This is a genomic window from Acinetobacter sp. CAU_H_56, from assembly GCF_058599425.1.
Genome location: NZ_CM178654.1, coordinates 2,127,123 through 2,147,935, shown reverse-complemented (window position 1 = coordinate 2,147,935; position 20,813 = coordinate 2,127,123). Strand labels below are relative to the sequence as shown.

Sequence of the window (20,813 nt, the reverse complement as noted above, 5' to 3'; positions counted from 1 at the left end):
TTAGAAAGTAAAAAAACTGATACTTGATGGCAGATTTCAAATAGCAAAATTTTGAGATTTTTTAATATAGAAATATTTAAAAAATACATGTTCAAAGCAAGTGGCTGAATTTATATAAAAATTCATTTTATTTTTCAAGCTATTTTACTATTCGATAAATTATTTTGTATCTAATCATAGAAAATTTTTATAAAATCAGTTATATATATTCAACGGAAAAATATTGAGTAATGTACATGATCTAAAATATTGAGGTAGACAATGAGCGACGCAAGACTTTTATATGTTAGTAAGTTGTATGATTGCGAAGATCCAATGAATGATCTATTCAATATTCTGACAGAAGCGTTGAATTTCAATTCACGTAATGCGATTTTTGGGGCTCTGTATTATGGAAATGGTTACTTTGTTCAATGTCTGGAAGGAGATAGGAACAAGATTGAAGATCTGTTCTATAAAAAAATCTTGAAAGATCCTCGACATAAAAATTGTGAAGTTCTGTATTTTGAAGATGTAAATGATCGACTCTTCTCAGACTGGCATATGAAATATGCCAATATCCATCAGGATATTCTTGGATTCTTTGCCGAACATAATTTGGATGAATTCAATCCTTATACCTTGAATGCCGAGACCATTCCTCAATTTATTCAGATATTGGCAAGTTTGAATGACCATGCCTATACATTGAAAGCAAGTTAATCCTTACATCATCATGCGATATAAGCTTTAGTCCTGTATCGCATGATTTTTTAAAATGAGTATTTACTTTAAATAAGTTAAATAAAAAATATTTTATAAATTCAAAAATATAAATATTGTTAATTCAAAAAAATATATCCAGATCTCATCCTTATCATTTCATACCAAGCCAAGCTTTTAAACCTAACAATCAGTGCAAAATTCTTCTACTTTTCATCAGGTAGCCGACACTTCGGTATTTTGAAAATTTAAGTAGGACGTTCAGTTGAGCTATAAATTAACCACAAGCAGACTTCGCTTCGAAACCGCTACCTAATTTATTATAAAAAAGAAATTTTTTAGGCTAATATAAAATTCATCATGATTATAAGTATCTATGTATATAGGTACGCCATTGAAAGGATTACAGCATGCAACAAGAAGTCATCATTGTCGGTGGTGGTATGGTCGGCCTGAGTCTCGCGCTGATGTTGGCGAAAACCAATATTGCAGTCAAGCTTTTGGAAGCGATCAAATATCCAGATTATGATGATGTAAATCTTGCACCCTATCATTCCAGTTTTGATGCGCGTAATAGTGCCTTGTCACGCCGTAGTGTACAGATTTATCAGGAACTTGGGCTTTGGGATGCCTTACAGGAACATGCAACGCCGATTCTTGAAGTGAATATCACTGAGCAGGGCAGTTTTGGTAAGGCGCGCTTAATTGCAGAACAGGAAAAAGTCGAAAGTTTTGGTCAGGTCATTGAAAATGCCTGGCTAGGTCGTGTACTGCTAACTCAAGTCAAAAAAGAACCTTTAATTGAACTGATTGATGGGGTTCAGGTAAGTTCTCTGACTCAAGATGCTGAGTTTGCTTATCTTGAAGCACAACGTGGCGATGCTTTATTGAAACTTCAATCTAAAGTGGTGATTGCTGCTGATGGGCGTGATTCTTTCTGTCGTAAAGCGCTCGGTATTGGGGCTTCAGAGCATGACTATGATCAGGTCGCCATTGTCACTACCGTTCAAACTTCTAAACCACATAATCATGTTGGCTTTGAACGCTTTAGCCATCTAGGACCATTAGCCTTATTACCACTTCCAGGTGAATATCGTCGTTCTGTGGTCTGGCCTGTGAAAAAAGGAACGGAAGGAGAATGGTTAGGTGAAGAAAATGACCAGCATTTCCTGAATGCCTTACAAGAAACCTATGGCGATCGTGCCGGTAAATTCCAGAAAACAGGTAAGCGCTTCAGTTTTCCATTGTCCCAAGTATTAGCAGAGAAACAGGCTGTGGGCCGTGTGGTCTTGATGGGAAATGCTGCACATACCATTCATCCAGTAGCGGGTCAGGGTTTTAACCTATGTATGCGAGATGCGCATGTACTGGTGCGTTACCTGAAAGAGCAGCAGTCACAAGGCGCAGACTTAGGTGATGCAGCGGTATTACAGGACTATGAGAAATCCCGCTTGAATGATCAGCAAAGAGTGATCAAGTTCTGTGATTCAGTCGTACGTGGTTTTAGTAATCAGAATCCATTCTTGAAACTGATCCGCAATACCGGACTGATTGCTTTTGATACTATTCCTGGTATCAAGCCACTGGTCGCTAACTATGCCATGGGGTTAAAAGCATGAGTCTGAATCCAAGTTCTGATGTATTAGATGTCGTGATTGTTGGTGGCGGTCTGGTAGGCGGTCTAACGGCTTTATTACTCGCTCAAGGTGGTGTGCAAGCAACTGTGCTGGATGCTGCGCCTATTCTGGATGCAGACAAAACTTTAAGCGTAGCCAATCCGCGGGTTTTGGCTCTAAGTCAGGCGACTATTCATTTATTAAAAACTGTGGGTGTGTGGGACAAACTTGCACGCCAGCAGCCATATACTGGAATGCAGGTCTGGAATAAAAATGGCTACGGTGAAATTAACTTTGGTCATTCTTCAGAAAGAACACCTTCTGTAGAGCAGGCGCTAGGCTCGATGGTGGAACCGAGTATCCTAAATCTGGGTATTCAGCAAAAGATGCTTGAAGATGTACAAGATTACCGCACACAGGTCAAAGTTAGCCGGGTTGAACGTGGAGTAGATGTCTGGATTATTCATCTGGCAGATGGTACCCAGCTCAAAACCAAGCTGGTTATTGGTGCAGATGGCGCGAACTCCTTTGTGCGTGAACAAGCCTTTATCGATATCGATGTACTGGACTATAAACAGGCCGGAATCAGCTGTGCAATTAGAACAGCCCAGCCGCATCAGCATGTGGCCCGTCAGATTTTTCTGGAAACCGGTCCTTTGGCTTATCTGCCAATGGCAAGTCTTAAGGAAGAAGAGCAAGGGCACTGGCAATCCATAGTCTGGACATTACCTGATGATTATGCCGATGAATATGCAGCATTATCAGATGCTGAATTCACTCAACTATTGACCCGTGAAAGCTATCATATGCTGGGTGAAGTGCTGGAAGCGACAGCACGAGCTAAATTCCCACTCAAAGCTCGTGCTGCACAGCAGTATGTACAAGATGGCTTGGCACTAATTGGTGACGCTGCGCATGTGATTCATCCGCTCGCTGGACAAGGGGTCAATATCGGCTGTCTGGATGCTGCTGTACTCTGTGACGTGTTGCTGCATGACAAAGCGCGTGGGGTATGGGCTCATGAACAGACCTTGAAACGTTATGAGCATCGCCGTAAAGGTCAAAATGATGCCATGATGCATAGCATGTCGGCGATTGGCTGGATGGAAACTACAGAGCTTTTCCCAGTGGTGTGGGCACGTAATTTCGGGCTGAAACAGGTCGAGCAACAGGCAGTCCTGAAAGATGCATTTATGGCTCAGGCGAATGGTTTAAGTTTACTCAAAGATACACGTTATTCAGCCTAGCGGCCGAATGTAAATTTTTTAAACAAACATCTATAAAGAGTAACTATTTTGTTTAAAAAGGATACGATTTTTTGAAAATTAGGGCTAGGCGAAGACCAAAGAGATTGCTAAATTTCAGTTAATTTAAAGCTTGGTTCAATAGATAAAAGCGAAGCCATTTGTGGGGAGAGCAAAATGACAGACGTAAATGATTATGATGATGTAGAAGATCCTGTAATTGACGACGATGAAGCAAAAGCAGCAGAAAAAGGTGCTGCAAGTAGCGAAGAAGTTGTGAATGATACAGACGTATTAGAAGCTGAAACCTTGACTGTAACTGCTAAGCAGAAAAAACGTCAGGCACTTGAAGATGAAATTGCGGCTTTTCTGGCAAGCGGTGGCCGTATTACTGAAGTCCCAGCTGATGAATCCGTTGCAAGAGAATAATTGCCCTCAATATTATTAGCGAATAAAAAACACCACATTAATTGTGGTGTTTTTTTATGGATAAAGAAAAATTAATCGTTGGCAGAAGTTAGTTCCAAAGCACGTTGATAGGCAATTTTTTTCTTGATCCCGGTCAAATCTGCAGCCAGTTGGGAAGCTGCTTTGACAGACAGGTCTTGTAATAAACGCAGTAACAATTTATCCAGTTTTTCCTGATCCAAATCTTTCTCTTCGATAGAACCACCAATCACCAGTACAATTTCACCTTTTTGCTGATTATGGTCATTGGCAACAAATTCGACCAGTTCACCCAGTGTCATTTTCTTGATGGTTTCAAAGGTCTTGGTAATTTCACGGGCAAAACCGACAGGACGCTCTGCACCGAATACCGCTGCCAGATCTTTAACACATTCCAGAATGCGGTGTGGCGCTTCATAGAAAATTAAGGTCTGGGTTTCATCTTTCAGTTTTTCCAAAGTCAAAAGTCGCTGACTTTGTTTAGACGGTAAAAAACCTTCAAAGCTGAAACGGTCACTCGGTAAACCTACTGCGCTTAATGCGGCAATTGCAGCACATGCACCCGGCACAGGAACCACACGAATATTATGTTCTTGCGCAGCACGGACAAACTTGAATCCTGGATCGCTAATCAGTGGTGTGCCTGCATCACTGATCAATGCCATATCTTCACCATTGAGCAGGCGTTGAATCAACTGATCAATCTTGTTGCTTTCATTATGTTCATGACAGGCTGTCAAAGGTGTTTGAATATTAAAGTGTTTAAGTAATTGTGCAGAAGTTCGTGTATCCTCAGCTGCAATAAGACTCACCGATTTCAATACATTAATTGCACGATAACTAATATCATCTAAGTGCCCGATTGGAGTCGCAACAACAAATAACTGAGCACTCATAGGTTTCTCCATGTGGAATAAATCGAATAATAAAAAATGGAAGATTCAAAATAAAATTCTGGGCTTGGGGTTACTGGCCTGCGTCAGCAGCGTACAAGCGGAAGTGCTGATTATTCTACCTGAAACCGGCCCCTTGGCGCGAGCCGCTTCGAGTATCAAGCAAGGATTTCTCAGTGCATATACGGCGTCCGGACAGAAAGTACCATTGAAATGGGTCAATTCAGACCAGAAAAAAATCTCTCAGCTACTCAAACAGCATGTCAGTAAAAAGACACAAATGGTGATTGGTCCTTTGGCACGTCAGGATGTAGAGCAACTGGTGCAGACTAAACCCAAGATTCGTACACTCAGTTTGAATGAAACTAGCCTCACGGCCCCAAATATCTGGCAATTTAGCCTGTCGAAAAAAGAAGATGCAGCTGCATTACAGAAGCAGATTGCGCTAGATGGGATTCAGCAACTGTTTGTGCTGCGTCAGCCGGGCAGTGAGTCAGAATATGAACTATTGCTAATGTCACTACTTAGCCAGAGTGAGCTGCAACTGGAAATGATCGAGAAGCCGCCATTTTTTCTGAAGAGCAAGCAGGGGATACTATTGCTTGGCAATGCAGACTGGCTGGCATCCTTACATGGTTTAGGACATAAACGGATTTATACAGTCGCAAATGCAATTAATGAACAGCATGTTCCGACACGAGGCATCAAGTTCTGCGATGTACCGGTACTTTATTTTGCTAACTGGCCTGATGTGATGCAGGCTTATCATCAAGCACCGGTAAATATGTCCTATCAGCGCTTGATTGCTTTTGGTGGAGATGCCTGGCAAATCACCCAGTATTATTTAAACAATAAAAAAATACGCAATATTGAATTCCAGGGTCGTACTGGAATGATTCGGGTATCGGATCAGGGCATACAACGTACGCCATCCTGTTTTCAGCAGAGTGCCAAAGGTCTCAAGGCACTATAAAGGTCAGCGATGCAGAAACAATTAGGTGTATGGGCAGAACAACAGGCTGCGCAACTGATGCAGCAACAAGACTTTCAGCTCATTGCCAGAAACTGGCATAGTCGCTATGGTGAACTTGATCTGGTCATGCAGCGTGAGCAGGAACTGGTCTTTGTCGAAGTAAAAGCACGAGCTAAAACGGGTTATGCATTGGCTTTTGAATCTGTTTCCTCTGCCAAGCAACGAAAAGTCCTACAAACGGCTGTATGTTTTATTCAAAAAAATCCACAGTTTGCACATTATTACTATCGTTTTGATGTGATTTGTTTTGATTTTAATCGGTATTTTGCAAAAACCATACAGCATGATTTTTCTCAATACCCTTATGATCTGCACTGGTTTGAAAATGCTTTTACTTTTGATCAAGAGTTTATTAATCTTTGAATAAAATAAGATCTGATGCGGTAGATAAAATTTGCAGCATCATGGGAAAGTTCAAGTATGATGAAGAATATCTGACCTTGAAAAAACAGATTATTATATTGAAATAAGACTGATTAAAATTAAGGAGTCTTGCTGAGTGGTTAAGCGTATTGCAATAACAATGCTGTGTGTCGCAAGTTTATCGGGTTGTGCCAGCTTTATTTCCAGCGGTACTGGTACGGCTCCTGTAGGTACCGAAAATGGAGCTCGGACGCTAGGACAGGTATTTATCGATTCTTCTATTGTACGTACTGCAAAAATTAATCTTTATAAACTGGATTCACGTTTTAAACAGTCAAGGGTCAATATTGAAAGCTTCCATGGCAATGTCCTGTTGACCGGGCAGGTGCCGGATGCGCATCTCAAGCAATTGGCAGAAGATAATGTCAAATCTATGAGTGACGTCAAAGCGGTGCATAACTTTATCACTGTGGGTAACCAGAGCAGCTACACTACGATCATGCAGGATACCGCCGTGACGGCGAATACCCGTGGCCTGATTATGAAAGCACCAGTAGTATCTGACAGCAAAGTGCATGTGCATACTGAAGATGGTGTACTGTATGTGATGGGACGTCTGAACAGTGCAGAAATCGATGACCTGAATCAGGTGCTGCAACAAGTGGGGAATATCACGAAAATTGTCACGCTCATCGACAACGTGGATCAGCGCTCTGGTTATAATACTAACCAGAATTTTGCAGCGCCTGCATCTTATGCACAGTCGGGTGTTGAACAGACTCCAGTCGCCATTGATCCTGATACAGTTGAACCGACTGATGTTCCATAAGGTCGGTCAATTTAAAACGCAGCTGTCAGATCGGATCCTTGAAGTCCAACAACGTTATAAAGATTTCCGGATCTATGATTTTGGCAGTTATGCGCTGAACCGTTTAACCCCAAAACAGGGTTATAGTGTTGAAACCCAGTTAGCCTATGGCTTAAAAGCCCGTCAACGTTTTGATCTGTTTTTAAGTCATCAGCCTTTAGCGCATCGCCCCCTGATTGTCTTTGTCCATGGTGGTGCCTGGCTGCACGGTGATAAAAAGGATTACCATTTCATTGGCGAGGCCTTTGCCAAAGAAGGCTATGATGTGGTGGTGATGAACTATCACCTAGCGCCTGAACACATTTTCCCGATCTATATTAATGACCTGCATCTGTTGCTAAATCATTTGCAGCAGCATGCAGGCCAGTTAAATGTTTCTACGGAAAATCTGGTCTTGATGGGACATTCAGCCGGAGCATTTAATGTCATGTCAGCGCTATACCATCCACAAAAGGCCATGATTGAGCGGGAACAAATCCGCGCCATTATTGGTCTGGCAGGACCTTATCATTTTAACTATAAAGATGATCCAATCTGTGCCGATGCTTTTGACCAGTCGATTCCGTATCAGCAGGTGATGCCATATTATTTTGTGGAAAATACCTCCACCAAACATTATCTGTTCATGGCAGAGCGGGACAATATTGTCGGTCATTTTAACAGTCAGGATCTGGATCGAGTATTAAAAGACCATGGCAATCATAGTGAGCTGATTACGATTCCGAAACTGGGCCATATTACAATGATTGGTTCATTGTCCAGTTTGTTTAGCCGGTTCTTTGAAACCAAGCCGCGTGTGATGTGGGCGCTAGAAGATGCTTTTAAGTGAAGATCTGTGATCGTGGTAATTCCCACAAAAAAGCCCGGTATAAAAACCGGGCTTTTTTAATTAAAAACTTAGAGCCATTCACAGGTATCATCTGCGACTGGCGTGCCTTGGGTCACATGCATGATCATGGCATGGGCAATACTGCCTTTAAACGGAATTTCAGGCAGCTGATCAAACTTGAAGAATTTCGCATCGCTAATTTCTTCTTCCTGCAATTGCAGCTCACCGCCAGCATATTCTGCTTTGAAGGCAATCATCAGGTTACTTGGGAAGGGCCACGGCTGACTGGCCAGATACTGGATATTTTTCAATCTCAAGCCGACTTCTTCCAGCGTCTCGCGACGTACCGCTTCTTCAAGTGTTTCCCCAACTTCGACAAATCCGGCAATCAGGCCATACATCTGGCTTTTGGTATTACGTGCATTTTTAGCCAGCAAAATTTCATCTTCACCACGGGTAATCACGGTAATCACACAAGGTTGCACTCGTGGATACTGACGATAATGGCAAGCTGGACAAACCATGGCATATTCAACAGCATGGGCTTCAGTCGGGGTACCACAGTGGCTACAGAACTTGTGATTCCGGCGCCATTCCAATAGTTGCACAGCACGACTGGCCTGTTCAAATTGCTGAACATTCCAAAACTGTAATAATTGACGGATTGGAACCAGCTGCAAGCTTTCAGGAATCGGCTCATCTGGAAGAAGATCACGGGCAACCACCTGATCACCCGGATTCAGCAGCAAATCACTTGCCAGAGCTTCAACTTGAGGCAGTTGAAAGTGTTGATCGACCAGCAACTGTTGCTGCTGGAAAATATAAGCAAGTGATAATTTTTTAGACATTAGGCAACGATTTTCAGTTTCTCACTACTGTCTAATGCTACCTTAAACATGGACTGTAATACAGGCTGTTTGTTCTTTAAGTTGTCGATCATCATGTCGGCACTAGCCAATGCATCCAGCGCATGATGAATTTCTGCTGGTGTTAATGCAAGCGACTGTTCAATACGGTTTTTGATAAACAGGGCAGTTGTATTGAATGCAGCTTTCACATGTTCAGCATTCAGGAACAGCATGGCACCGCCAATTTCACAGAACTGGGTGGGTACAGGTTCAAGTTTGGTCAGATCTTGATCTTGTAGATAATCAGTCAGAATCTGGCTAGACAATTCAATCAACGCCTTGGTTTCATTTAACAAAGCGTTGTGTGCTTCGTCCAGACGATCCAGCGAGATATTCATGTTATTCACACGTAGCTGCAAGCGGCTCGAAGTATGATGGCGCTCCAATACACCAATCGAGTTCATCGCGGATAGAATTACATTCATTAATTGTTGGGCAAAAGACTCATCTTTCAGAATATCTGCCTGGCTGAGTGAAGCTGCCTGACGGTTTAAGTCATGATAGGCTTCATTCAGATTCAGAACCTTGAAGATATTGGCCAAGCTATTCAGCTGAGTCTGAAGTTCCTGAGTTTTTTCAGGTGTCATGTGCTGATAGTTGTATTCGATATCATTGCGGATCTGGGTCATTTCAGCAGTTACCAGTTCGCTAATGGTATGCATGGTTTCAAAGTCCGGACCATATAGGTGACGGCTAAATACCTGAAGTTGCATATCTGTCAGTAGATCATCACCAATATTCAGCTGGCTACGGATTTGCTGTGCAGTTGCATCTTCCTGACTGATACATAAGCTTAATACATTTGCCAGATCAGACAGAGAGGCTTTGAAGCTGTCGGCTGAACTAAAGTACTGTGCCATGTTGCGTTCAATACTGATTAAAGTACGTAAACGTGGTTCATTGATGAGCAGGTGATCAATATTATCAAAAGCAACATGCACCAGATGCCAGTATTGCTTGCTTGGATGATTTGCTGAAAGACCTGCCAGATAAGTACCGACCAGTTTGATCGCTTGCAGGTCCATCTCGCTTTCTTCCTGTTTTAGCAGTTTGTTAAGAGACAGCTTATACAGGCGTTGCACATATTTGGATTTTTCCAGACCTGGTACTTGGGGTAACTGGAAGTCTGGAGTAATCAGGTCAAGCAAAGGTTCAATATGCTGACCTTCAGTGGTTAATGGTTTACCAAGCGCAAGTTCCAGACGGTTCAGGGTATCGAGCAGGAACTGTGGAATTTTCACTTCACGTAAGCAGATAAATTCGATATAGCGCTTCAGCATGGTGGTGCCTTCACTCAATGCGATCACATCCTGAGTGTTGACCTGCGCCGGATTCCCCATAATCTTGCGCATCAGTTCTGCTGAATATTGTGCAATTTGTGCCAGATTCGGCATATCAATCAGTGCCAGTACCTGTGCACATTGTTCGAACTGATTTAATGCATCGTCAATGCCAAAAGGTAAAGTTTGATCTTCTACCAAGGTGCTTACTGCTGATTCGACTAACTTGATCGAGTTATCAACCTCATTTTTTATTATCAGTAAAGCTGTTGGATCAAAATGTATAGAGGTTTGGTAAGACATGGATCTGCACCTTTCCTTGAGTATTATCTATATATGAGCCCCGCTTTATCGGACGGGGCCTCTTTGGAATTACTATAACTGAAGAACTGTATTTTAAAAGCGAAATTACTGCTTGAAATTTAGATTTTATTTGGCAAAAAGGCAAGGCGTTCCATGCTTTTCTTCAAATTGTTTGACCCATTTCTCATGTTCGGCAAGTTCTTCATCTGATGGAAGAATCACAGGCAATTCAATTTCGATTTTCACAGTGCCTGAACTGCCGCCTTGTTCTTCGGTATGTGACAGGGCATCCATATCAAAAGAGACTTGTCCACCAGTCATGGCCAGATAAACATCGGATAGAATTTCCGCATCGAGCAAGGCACCGTGGAAGGTACGGTCACGTTGTGGAATTTCATAACGACGGACGAGGGCGTCCAGAGAGTTTTTCTGTCCCGGATGCTTGGACTTGGCCATTGCCAGGGTATCGGTCACTTCACAAACTTCAGAAAGCGCGACAAAGCCTGCACGCTTGAACTCCATATCCAGGAAGTTCATATCAAAGGTCGCGTTATGCGCAATAATTTCGGCGCCTTGCAGATAGTCAAACAGTACCTGTGAGATTTCTTCAAACAGCGGCTTATCTTGCAGGAACTCGTCGGTGATACCGTGGACATTCACCGAATCACCAACCGGTTTTTTCGGATTGATATAAATATGGATTGAGCTGCCGGTGAGTTTCCGATTAATCATCTCAATCGCACCGACCTCAATGATCCGGTCACCATCCTGATAATAGAAACCTGTGGTTTCAGTATCCAGAATCAATTGACGAGGGCCATGCAGCTCTAAGGTCGGCGGTGTAATCACAATTTGCGGATGCAGCTCGGTTGGATCTGAAGCGGACTCATCGGTATTTTCAGCTGTTTCTAAATTTTCAGTCTGTTCCATTTCTTCTTCGGCCATTTCCATACTCTCTTCGATTTCTTCTTCGCTATCGACAAGATCCAGCCCGAAAGGGTCGTCTAGAAGCCAGTCAGGTTCAGATTTTTTTTTATTTTCAGTTATTGCAGTAACTGATTTGGATTTTTTTAAGGTTTCATCTGCACCCTGATTGGCCAGTTGATCGGCCATTTCATTGCCAGGATGTCCGGCATGGCCTTTTACCCAGTGCCATTCAATATCGCGGCCTTGGCAGGTGGCATCCAGCTTTTGCCATAGATCCGGATTTTTAACATCTTTCCAGTTTTTCTTTTTCCAGCCATGAATCCATTCGGTAATGCCTTGTTTGACATAATTGGAATCGGTATAAATGACCAGCTTGGCATCTTTTGGACAGTACTGAATGCCTTCGATCGCTGCGGTCAGCTCCATGCGATTATTGGTGGTATGATCTTCGCCACCGCAAATTTTGTGTTCCTGCTGTTCGGTAATTATGTACGCACCCCAACCGCCTAAACCCGGGTTGCCGCGACAGGCGCCATCAACATATAGCGTGATAGTGTGAGACATAAATTAAAATCCGATCAAAAAAGAACTTGCTGAAGCGGATATTGTATAACGCAAATACGCTTGATGCGTCTAGATGCACCAGTTTTTTTAATTTCTTGTAACATTTAACGTGAAATCGGGGTAAATTAATGCCTTGTGTCCACGACATGCTTCACTACAATGGCATATCTAAAAAATAAATTTATATACGAATTGTTTGGATTTCTTTATGTATAAACCAACCGCAATTTTGTGGCAGCCCGCATTACCAGCATTTTTAAAATTTTCTGTACTTGGAACGGCTCTCGCTTCCTTGGGACTGACGGGCTGTTCTTCTACACAAAGTGCGACCCAGAAAGCGTCAAGCAAGCAGGTTGGCTCACAATATCTAGATGCAAGCAGTTTGGATGGGCTGGAAGATTTACTTTCTGCAACGGATATGCGTGCGGTTGAAGGTGATCGCTTACTGATTTTGAAGCATGGTGATATCTGGAAACGGATGACCGTGGGTTTCAAGATGGATCTGAATACCTGGAATCCGCGTATTGATGCACAGCGTGGCTGGTTTATTTCCCGTCAGCCGTATCTGGACCGCCTGAGTGCCCGTGCATCACGCTATTTATATTATACGGTGAAAGAAGCAGAGCGTCGTGGCATGCCTACGGAACTGGCTTTATTACCGATTATTGAAAGTTCTTATGACCCGGCGGCGACCAGTAGTGCAGCAGCGGCAGGCTTATGGCAGTTTATTCCGAGTACTGGCCGTATTTATGGTCTGAAACAAACCTCACTTTACGATGGCCGTCGTGATGTCGTTGAGTCGACCCGTGCGGCTTATGAATTCTTGGGTAGCTTATATAACCAGTTTGGTTCGTGGGAATTGGCTTTGGCCTCTTATAATGCCGGTCCAGGCCGTATCCAGCAGGCGATTAACCGTAATAAGGCTGCAGGTTTACCTACCGATTACTGGTCCTTGAAACTGCCTCAGGAAACCATGAACTATGTACCGCGCTTCCTGGCAGTTGCACAGATTGTGAAAAATCCGGGTACTTATGGCGTGAGTTTGCCACCGATTGCCAACCGTCCTCACTTTCGTGAAGTGACTGTGGGTGCAGCCAATTTAAATGAGATTGCATCGATTACGGGTTTAAGCCGTGCTGAACTGTATCAGCTTAACCCGGGACATCGTGGTGATCGTATTGATCCGGAAAGTCCGCGCCGTATTTTGATTCCGGCTGACTTAAGTCCATCGATTGATGAAAAACTGAAAAAACTGCAGTCTAGTTCAAGCGGCTTATGGGCAGGTACTGTCAGTAACTCGCCTAAAACGACCACTACAGTAACTCCAAAGCCAACTGTAGCACCAGCATCAACCAGTACCACCATCGTACCTGCCAAGCAGACTCCGCCGGTGCTTGCCACTACGACTGCTAAGACTGCAACAGCAACTAAAGCTCCAACTGCGACCACATCACCAAAGCCAGCTACGACTGCACCAGCAGCAGTGTCAACCACGACGACACCTAATCTAACTGCACAAACCACCAAACGGGTCAGCACACCACGTGGTTCCGAAGCACTTGCTGAATTTGCGGCAAAAAGTGAATTGCCTATTCCAAGCGCGCCACGTATTCCGGTTGCTGTGACGCCAGTTGCTTCAGTGAAGCCTATCCAGGTCGAGCCACCAATTACCGCAGCTGAACGTCAGCAAATCCAGAAAGTGGTGTCAGCAGAAGAAATTAATAAAACCGTGGATGAGCTTTTACAACCTGTAGCGACTGCGGCTGAACAGGCACAGGTCATTGAAGAGCTGAAAGCACTGGCACCTGCAGGTACAGAAATTGTTGACCCTTATGATGGCAAGATTAAACTGACTGCAATTCAGACCAGTCAGTCTATTGCCGAGCAGCAGGGCAAGGAACTGACCAAAGGATTCTCATATCCGAAAGAAGTCGCTGTAAACACCAGTGCAGATTCAGTTGAAGCCCGACTTAATCAAGGCAAAAACTATGTAAAAACTGATTCAGAAGTCGTGGTTGTGGCACCGAAAGGTAAGCGCAGTACCTATAAGGTCTTACCGGGTGATAATCTAGCATTGATTGCTGCCAAAAATGGCGTGAACTGGCGTGATGTCGCGAAATGGAACCAGATTGATCCAAACTCTACCTTATATGTAGGCACCACAATTTATCTCTATGATGCCAAGCCGGTACAGGAAGCACCGAAAGCCAAAGAGAAACCAGAAAGCTATGTGGTTCAAGCCAATGATTCATTGACCAGTGTTGCCAGTCAGTTCGGCCTGAGCGTCAAACAGTTGGCCGATTATAATGATCTGAGTGCGACCAGTGGTTTATTTGTGGGGCAAAAGCTTTCCCTGAAAGAAAGTGCCAGCAAAGCGAAAGCTGAAGACAGTAAAAAAGCCGAAACTGCCAAAGTTCAGACCAAGTCCTATACTGTTAAACGTGGTGAATATCTGAAACTGATCGCGGACCGTTATGCATTGTCGAACGCCGAGCTTGCTGCACTAACTCCGGGTTTAACTGCTGGTAGCAGTTTGATGGTCGGACAGAAAATTAATGTTCCTCTTAATGAAGTTGAAGAACTGACTGCGAGCAGTAAGAAAACCGAAAAAGTAGAGCAGAAGTTTGAGAATGTTAAGGTTGATCATACTCCAACAGAAAGCTATCAGGTCAAACGTGGTGAAACCCTGTACAGCATTGCCAATCAAAGTAAATTGACGGTATCTGAACTGGCAGCATTAAATGGCCTGTCTGCAAACAGCGGCTTACGCATTGGTCAAACCATCAAAATTCCGGCCGGTAGTCAGGTTCCTGACAGTTATACGGTTCAATCGGGTGATACGCTGACCGGGATTGCAGCAAAATATAATCTGTCGATGGATCAGATTGCCAACCTGAACAATATTTCCCGTAGTGCCAATCTGCGTGTGGGTCAGCATCTAAAATTATCTGGTAGTCCTGAACCTGTGCAGGAAGTGGTCACCGAGACTCAGGAAAAGAATGTCAAATCCGATACTCACATCGTGAAATCTGGTGAAACCTTAAGCTCGATTGCCCGCCAATATCATCTACAATTACGTTATCTGGCAGACCTGAACGGCCTAAGCACCACTAGCAATGTGCGGGTTGGACAGCGTTTAAAAATTAATGAAGATATTCAGATCGCCAAAAAAGAGCCAGCATTGAAAGTCGCAACAAAATCTGCATCTTCTAAGGCGACAGAATCCTATACGGTGAAATCTGGGGAGTCTTTGATTGCGATTGCCAATCGCGTAGGAGTACCCGTTACTGATCTGGCGAGCCTGAATAATCTTAGTCCACGTGCCGGTTTACGTGTAGGCCAAACGCTTCAGCTTCCAAAGCTGGTCACTGAATACAAGGTGAAGCGTGGCGATACCTTGATCGGTCTGGCATCCCGTTATGGTATGGCAACCAATGAGTTGGCAGAAATGAATGAACTGAAACCCAATACTCAATTGCGTATTGGTGATGTGATTAAGGTTCCAAACTAATTTCTGGATCGTGAAATTGTTTAATCCCATCCATGTCTTATGGATTCTTGCTGCCCCCTGGATCATCAGTTCCAGCGGGGCAGCAGTCATTACGACGCCTTATATTGCACTGCATAGTGTACCCAAATATGCACAGGCTAAATCTCTGCCTTATGCCAATCCGCAAGCGCCCAAAGGCGGCATTCTTATTCAGGCAGCCGATGGCAGTTTTGATAATCTGAACAGCATGAATGGTAAGGGCAATGTCACAGAAGGGGTTAATTATATTTTTGACAGTCTTATGTCAAAATCCCTGGATGAGCCTGGCGTTTATTATCCTTTGCTGGCTGAGAAAGTCAGTTTCGATCCCAAGCAGACTGCTTATATTATTTTCCATTTAAATTCTAAAGCCAGATTCAGTAATGGCCAGCCAGTGACAGCCAAGGATGTGAAATACAGTTTTGATCTGTATCAGACCCAGTCCAATTTCGGCTTGCAGATGTATCTGGCAGATATTAAAAAAACCGAAGTCCTGTCACCATTAAAAGTTAAGATCAGTTTTAGGTCTCGCCATAATCCGGAAATGGCGATGATTGTGACGCAAATGCCGATCTATTCTCAGCAGGAATGGCAAAAGCGTAACTTCAAGGACATTAACCTGAAACCAATCTTGGGTTCTGGGCCTTATGTGATTGATCGCATTGATGCAGGACGTAGTATTTCCTATAAACGTAATCCACATTATTGGGGTAAAGACCTGCTGGTCAATCGTGGACGTTATAATTTTGATCGCATACAGTATCGCTATTACCGTAGTCCGGAAATCAAGTTTGAAGCTTTTAAGTCGGGCCAGTTCACACTGCATGAGGAAAAACAGGTTAACCGCTGGGTAAGTGATTATCGCTTTCCTGCGGTAGAGCAAGGCCAGATCAAAACCTATCGTTTTCACCATCACAATCCGGTTCCAACCCAAAGCCTGATTTTTAATACCCGGCGTCAGCCCTTTGCCGATATCCGCTTCCGGCAAGCTTTAACTCTGGCCTATGATTTTGAATGGCTAAATAAAGCCTTGTTTCATGGAGAATATCAGCGTCTGAACAGCTTTTTTAGTAATAGTGAACTGGCATCTACAGGCAAGCCGAGTGCTCAGGAGCTGAAAATATTACAGCCAAATTTATCCAAATTGCATCCGGTGCAACGTCAGGCGGTATTACAGGATTGGCATTATCCGCAATCAGATGCCTCAGGGTTTAACCGCAAAAATTTATTACAGGCACGACAAATTTTATTGAATGCCGGTTACCGTTATCAGCAGGGAAACCTGGTGACTGCTCAAGGTAAACCTGTACAGATCGAATTTCTGTTGCATCAGGCTGAACAGCAGCGTCATCTAATGTCTTATCTACGCCATTTGAAACGTTTAGGAATTCAGGCGCATATTCGGATGGTGGAAACGGCTCAGTACTATGAGCGACTAAGAAATTATCAGTTTGATATGATTGTGGATACCATGCCGCAATCACTGACACCGGGGCAGGAACAGAAACAGTTTTGGGGCAGTCAGGCGGCACGTCAGCCAGGCAATTATAATTATGCGGGTATTCAAAATCCGGTGATTGATCGGGTGATTGATCAGGTGGTTCAAGCACAAAGCCGGGATCAGCTGATTTATAGTACCCGAGCCTTAGATCGTTTATTGCGGGCCGGTTATTATCATATTCCGACCTATGGTACGGGTGAATACTGGTATGCTTACTGGAATATGTATCAACAGCCTAAAATCAAGCCCAAGCTTTCTGTGGGTATTGATTACTGGTGGGTGGATACCGCTAAAGCCAGAAAAGTGGCACCGTACTTAAAATATCGTTAGGTTTTCAGCTTCGGGGAGTGCCATGAGCACTTATATCGTCAAACGTTTGCTTCTTATGATTCCGACATTATTGATGGTTTTACTGATCAATTTTGTGGTGATTCAGCTTGCACCGGGTGGCCCTGTGGAACAGGCCATCTATCAGGCACAGCATGCGAATAATTTGGCGATCGGTGGTTTGCAGTATCAGGGGCAGCAAGGCCTGACACCCGAAATGCTGGAGCAGATCAAGATTCAGTATGGATTTGATCAGCCGGTTCATTTACGGTTCTGGGAAATGTTGAAAAGCTATGCCCAGTTTGATTTAGGCCAGAGCTTTTTTAAAGGTCAAGCTGTGACTGAACTGATCTGGGAGAAATTGCCAGTTTCACTGTCTCTAGGTTTCTGGAGTACCTTGCTCATTTATCTGGTCTCTATTCCTCTTGGCATCCAGAAAGCCAAAAAGCATGGCAGCCTGTTTGATCAAACGACGTCTTTGCTGCTGGCTGTGGGCTATGCCATTCCAGCCTTTATCTTTGCGATTTTGCTGATTGTATTTTTTGCAGGTGGTTCCTATCTGCAATGGTTTCCTTTACAAGGATTAAGCTCGGAAAATTTTGCTGAATTATCCTTCTTTGAGAAAATTCAGGATTATTTCTGGCATATGGCTTTGCCATTGCTAGCTATGGTACTAGGTGGTTTTGCACGGCTGACTTATCTGGTGAAATTTTCCTTTATGGAAGAACTTAGTAAACACTATGTACTGGCAGCAAGAGCGAAAGGGCTACAGGACAGGGCAGTGCTCTACCGGCATGTACTGCGCAATGCTGTGCTGGTGTTGATCGCTGGATTGCCAGAAGCTTTGCTTGGTATTTTGTTTGTCGGGAACCTGTTTATTGAAATCATCTTTAATCTGGATGGTTTGGGCATGCTGGGATTTGAAGCGATTCTGCAGCGGGATTATCCGGTCATTTTTGGAACCTTGTTTATTTTTACTTTATTGGGTTTAGTTTTGCGTTTGATCAGTGATGTGCTGTATCGGGTGATTGATCCCCGGATTCATTTTGATTCGCGAGGGTCAAAATAATGTCACCAATGCTACGCGCCAGTTTGCAACGTTTTAAAAATAATAAAACCGGATTTGCCTGCTGCATTGCCTTTATCATTATTTTTATCTTGTCACTTGGTGCTGAGCTGATCGCTAACGATAAGCCTTTACTGATCAAGTATGAGGATTCCTATTATCTGCCAGTAATAAAGTCATATCCTGAAACGACTTTTGGGGGTGTCTTTGAAACTGAAGCCGAGTATCAGGATCCTGCGGTACAGCAGCTGATTAATGCCAAAGGCTGGGCAATCTGGCCAGTGATCCGTTTTGCATATGACACACCCAATTTGACACTCGATATTCCAGTGCCTTCAGCACCAAGCCAACAAAATTGGCTGGGGACCGATGATCAAGGACGTGATGTGCTAGCACGGATTTTATATGGTCTGCGTATTTCCTTGCTGTTTGGCTTTGCACTGACTTTGCTGTCGGCAGGATTAGGTGTGCTGGTCGGTGCAGTTCAAGGCTATTATGGTGGCTGGATTGACCTGATCGGACAACGTGCACTTGAGGTCTGGAGCAGCCTGCCGATGCTGTTTATGGTGATGATTCTGGTCAGCGTATTTAGTCCAAATATTTACTGGCTATTTGTAATCATGCTATTTTTTGGCTGGACCACACTGGTGTCGATGGTGCGCGCCGAATTTTTACGGGCCAGAAATCTGGAATATGTCTGGGCAGCGAGAAGCATTGGAGCAGGGCACGGTCGAATCATGTTCAGGCATATTTTACCCAATGTGATGGGTTCCAGCCTGTCACAGCTGCCTTTTATGCTGACTGCCAATATCAGCGCACTGACTGCACTGGACTTTTTAGGTTATGGTTTGCCTCCTGAAACCGCTTCTTTGGGGGAATTATTGCTGCAGGGTAAAAATAATCTCAATGCGCCGTGGTTGGCCTTATCCGGTTTTCTAACCTTGGCCATTGTCTTGTCTTTGCTCATCTATATCGGTGAAGCCATCCGGGATGCTTTCGATCCTAAAATTTAAAATGATTTTTTAAGACTGCCTTAATATCCACAAATAAAATTTGTATCCATTTGACAATATGAATTGTCAATTATGGCAAGTTGGGTTATAACACATATAAAATAAGATAAACATTTCAGGAAAGTACATGACACAATTGGCCGATTCTATCCAGATCCGTAATACCCAGTTTAAAAACCGTATCATCAAAGGTGCCATGAGTGAGGCATTGGCTAATGATGCAGGCCAACCCAATCAGGCCCATTTAAAGTTGTATGAGGCGTGGGCCAAAGGCGGTTTAGGCTGTGCGATTACGGGTAATGTCATGGTGGATTTTCGTGCCAAGAATGAACCTGGTGTAGTGGTAGTAGAAACTGAACGTGATCTGGAAAAGTTAAAAGCTTGGGCGAATGTCGGCAAACGTCATGGCATGGTGCAACTGGTACAGTTGTCTCATCCTGGACGTCAGTGCCCGAAAGGCTTGAATAAAGAAACCGTAGCGCCTTCAGCTGTGCCTTTTAGTCCGGCACTGGCGATGAGTTTCGGTACGCCACGTGAACTGCGTGAAGATGAAATTTTAGATATTATCCAGCGCTTTGCGACTTCAGCTGCCATTTGTGAAAAGGCGGGATTTGAAGGCGTGCAGCTACATGGTGCACATGGTTATCTGATTAGCCAGTTTTTATCGCCGCTGACCAATAAACGTCAAGACCAGTGGGGTGGTAGTATTGAAAACCGCAGCCGATTCTTGCTAGAAGCCTATAAAGCGGTACGTGCAGCAACTTCTGAAAATTTTGTTATTTCAGTGAAATTAAATTCGGCAGACTTTCAGCGCGGTGGCATTAGTGAAGAAGACGTTATTTATGTCTTTAAGGCGATGGATGCAGCCGGGATCGATATTATTGAAGTTTCTGGCGGAACCTATGAAGCACCCGCAATGGCTGGGGTAAAAGCAGAGAAACGTAAAGCATCAACAGTTGCCCGCGAAGCCTATTTCCTCGACTTTGCCGAAAAGATCCGTCAGGAAGTTAATTGTCATTTGATGGTGACGGGTGGCTTCCGTACCGCAGTGGGTATGAATGCAGCTCTAGATAGCGGCGCATGTGATTTTGTCGGTATTGCACGTCCATTTGCGGTCGAGCCTGATCTGGGTAACCGTCTGGTTGCAGGACAGGATGTACGTTATGCAGTTGAGAAAATTAAAACTGGTATTCCAATGATCGATAAGATGGCGATTATGGAAATCATCTGGTATGCCGCGCAATTTAAAGAAATTGCCAAAGGTAATCGACCAAATCCAAAACTGTCACCTTTAAAGGTATTTTTAAATTATGTAAAAGGCAATGTGAAGGCTGTGATTAAAGGTCAGATCAATTCACGTAAATCGGCTTAATTTGCATAATGCATTGAAGCAAAAACAG

The 20,813-nt window shown here is 43.7% G+C and carries 17 protein-coding genes; 13 read left to right on the top strand and 4 right to left on the bottom strand.

Annotated elements, in window-relative coordinates; genetic code table 11:
- Window positions 1-261 precede the first annotated feature (261 nt).
- The 4 genes from AC4MCC_RS10235 (at window position 262) to AC4MCC_RS10220 (ending at window position 3,991) form a co-directional block, all read left to right on the top strand.
- Window positions 262-702: a BLUF domain-containing protein gene (locus tag AC4MCC_RS10235; protein WP_004782875.1), complete on the top strand. Its 441-nt coding sequence runs from the start codon at window positions 262-264 to the stop codon at window positions 700-702.
- 410 nt (window positions 703-1,112) lie between these two features.
- Entirely contained in the window at window positions 1,113-2,321 is a 1,209-nt protein-coding gene (ubiH, locus tag AC4MCC_RS10230; RefSeq protein ID WP_034703738.1) for a 2-octaprenyl-6-methoxyphenyl hydroxylase, read from the top strand.
- Window positions 2,318-3,565 carry an FAD-dependent monooxygenase gene (locus tag AC4MCC_RS10225; protein WP_491885230.1) on the top strand — a complete coding sequence of 416 codons (1,248 nt, stop codon included), beginning with the start codon at window positions 2,318-2,320 and terminating at the stop codon, window positions 3,563-3,565. Before ubiH ends, AC4MCC_RS10225 begins: the two co-directional genes overlap by 4 nt.
- Before the next feature lie 174 nt (window positions 3,566-3,739).
- Entirely contained in the window at window positions 3,740-3,991 is a 252-nt protein-coding gene (locus tag AC4MCC_RS10220; protein ID WP_004782870.1) for a hypothetical protein, read from the top strand.
- A 71-nt stretch (window positions 3,992-4,062) separates the two neighbouring features.
- Here AC4MCC_RS10220 and rsmI read toward each other — a convergent pair whose 3' ends face one another.
- On the bottom strand, window positions 4,063-4,905 hold the full coding sequence (gene rsmI / locus AC4MCC_RS10215) for a 16S rRNA (cytidine(1402)-2'-O)-methyltransferase (protein WP_125278947.1): 843 nt from the start codon (window positions 4,903-4,905) through the stop codon (window positions 4,063-4,065).
- A gap of 10 nt (window positions 4,906-4,915) precedes the next feature.
- On the opposite strand from rsmI, the gene AC4MCC_RS10210 reads away from it, so the two are divergent.
- The 4 genes from AC4MCC_RS10210 (at window position 4,916) to AC4MCC_RS10195 (ending at window position 7,995) form a co-directional block, all read left to right on the top strand.
- On the top strand, window positions 4,916-5,875 hold the full coding sequence (locus tag AC4MCC_RS10210) for a penicillin-binding protein activator (RefSeq protein WP_419374398.1): 960 nt from the start codon (window positions 4,916-4,918) through the stop codon (window positions 5,873-5,875).
- Between the two features lie 9 nt (window positions 5,876-5,884).
- Complete coding sequence (locus tag AC4MCC_RS10205) at window positions 5,885-6,298, top strand: YraN family protein (RefSeq protein WP_313659146.1); 414 nt, start codon at window positions 5,885-5,887, stop codon at window positions 6,296-6,298.
- Window positions 6,299-6,434: 136 nt separating this feature from the next.
- The gene (locus AC4MCC_RS10200) at window positions 6,435-7,127 is read left to right on the top strand and encodes a BON domain-containing protein (RefSeq protein WP_004782863.1); all 693 of its coding nucleotides are present in this window, start codon (window positions 6,435-6,437) and stop codon (window positions 7,125-7,127) included.
- Complete coding sequence (locus tag AC4MCC_RS10195) at window positions 7,117-7,995, top strand: alpha/beta hydrolase (RefSeq protein WP_419374399.1); 879 nt, start codon at window positions 7,117-7,119, stop codon at window positions 7,993-7,995. The genes AC4MCC_RS10200 and AC4MCC_RS10195 overlap by 11 nt, the downstream gene beginning before the upstream one ends.
- Before the next feature lie 68 nt (window positions 7,996-8,063).
- On the opposite strand, the gene nudC is transcribed toward AC4MCC_RS10195, so the two are convergent.
- The 3 genes from nudC to dnaQ all read right to left on the bottom strand — a co-directional run bounded on the left by nudC (window position 8,064) and on the right by dnaQ (window position 11,977).
- Window positions 8,064-8,843 carry an NAD(+) diphosphatase gene (gene nudC, locus AC4MCC_RS10190; protein ID WP_419374400.1) on the bottom strand — a complete coding sequence of 260 codons (780 nt, stop codon included), beginning with the start codon at window positions 8,841-8,843 and terminating at the stop codon, window positions 8,064-8,066.
- Window positions 8,843-10,486: a chemotaxis protein gene (locus tag AC4MCC_RS10185; protein ID WP_419363365.1), complete on the bottom strand. Its 1,644-nt coding sequence runs from the start codon at window positions 10,484-10,486 to the stop codon at window positions 8,843-8,845. The genes nudC and AC4MCC_RS10185 overlap by 1 nt, the downstream gene beginning before the upstream one ends.
- Before the next feature lie 126 nt (window positions 10,487-10,612).
- A complete protein-coding gene (gene dnaQ / locus AC4MCC_RS10180; protein WP_491885229.1) occupies window positions 10,613-11,977 on the bottom strand; it encodes a DNA polymerase III subunit epsilon in 1,365 nt (454 codons plus the stop codon).
- Between the two features lie 208 nt (window positions 11,978-12,185).
- Here dnaQ and AC4MCC_RS10175 point away from each other — a divergent pair, with 208 nt between their 5' ends.
- From AC4MCC_RS10175 to AC4MCC_RS10155, 5 genes are all read left to right on the top strand, one after another.
- On the top strand, window positions 12,186-15,488 hold the full coding sequence (locus tag AC4MCC_RS10175) for a lytic transglycosylase (RefSeq protein WP_491885228.1): 3,303 nt from the start codon (window positions 12,186-12,188) through the stop codon (window positions 15,486-15,488).
- A 16-nt stretch (window positions 15,489-15,504) separates the two neighbouring features.
- The gene (locus tag AC4MCC_RS10170) at window positions 15,505-17,337 is read left to right on the top strand and encodes an extracellular solute-binding protein (RefSeq protein ID WP_491885227.1); all 1,833 of its coding nucleotides are present in this window, start codon (window positions 15,505-15,507) and stop codon (window positions 17,335-17,337) included.
- Window positions 17,338-17,359: 22 nt separating this feature from the next.
- Window positions 17,360-18,403 (top strand): ABC transporter permease subunit, encoded by a 1,044-nt coding sequence (locus tag AC4MCC_RS10165; protein WP_419374403.1) that lies wholly within the window; start codon window positions 17,360-17,362, stop codon window positions 18,401-18,403.
- Window positions 18,403-19,413 carry an ABC transporter permease gene (locus AC4MCC_RS10160; protein ID WP_419363375.1) on the top strand — a complete coding sequence of 337 codons (1,011 nt, stop codon included), beginning with the start codon at window positions 18,403-18,405 and terminating at the stop codon, window positions 19,411-19,413. Before AC4MCC_RS10165 ends, AC4MCC_RS10160 begins: the two co-directional genes overlap by 1 nt.
- A gap of 127 nt (window positions 19,414-19,540) precedes the next feature.
- Window positions 19,541-20,785 carry an NADH:flavin oxidoreductase/NADH oxidase family protein gene (locus AC4MCC_RS10155; protein ID WP_419374404.1) on the top strand — a complete coding sequence of 415 codons (1,245 nt, stop codon included), beginning with the start codon at window positions 19,541-19,543 and terminating at the stop codon, window positions 20,783-20,785.
- The last annotated feature ends 28 nt before the right edge of the window (window positions 20,786-20,813 follow it).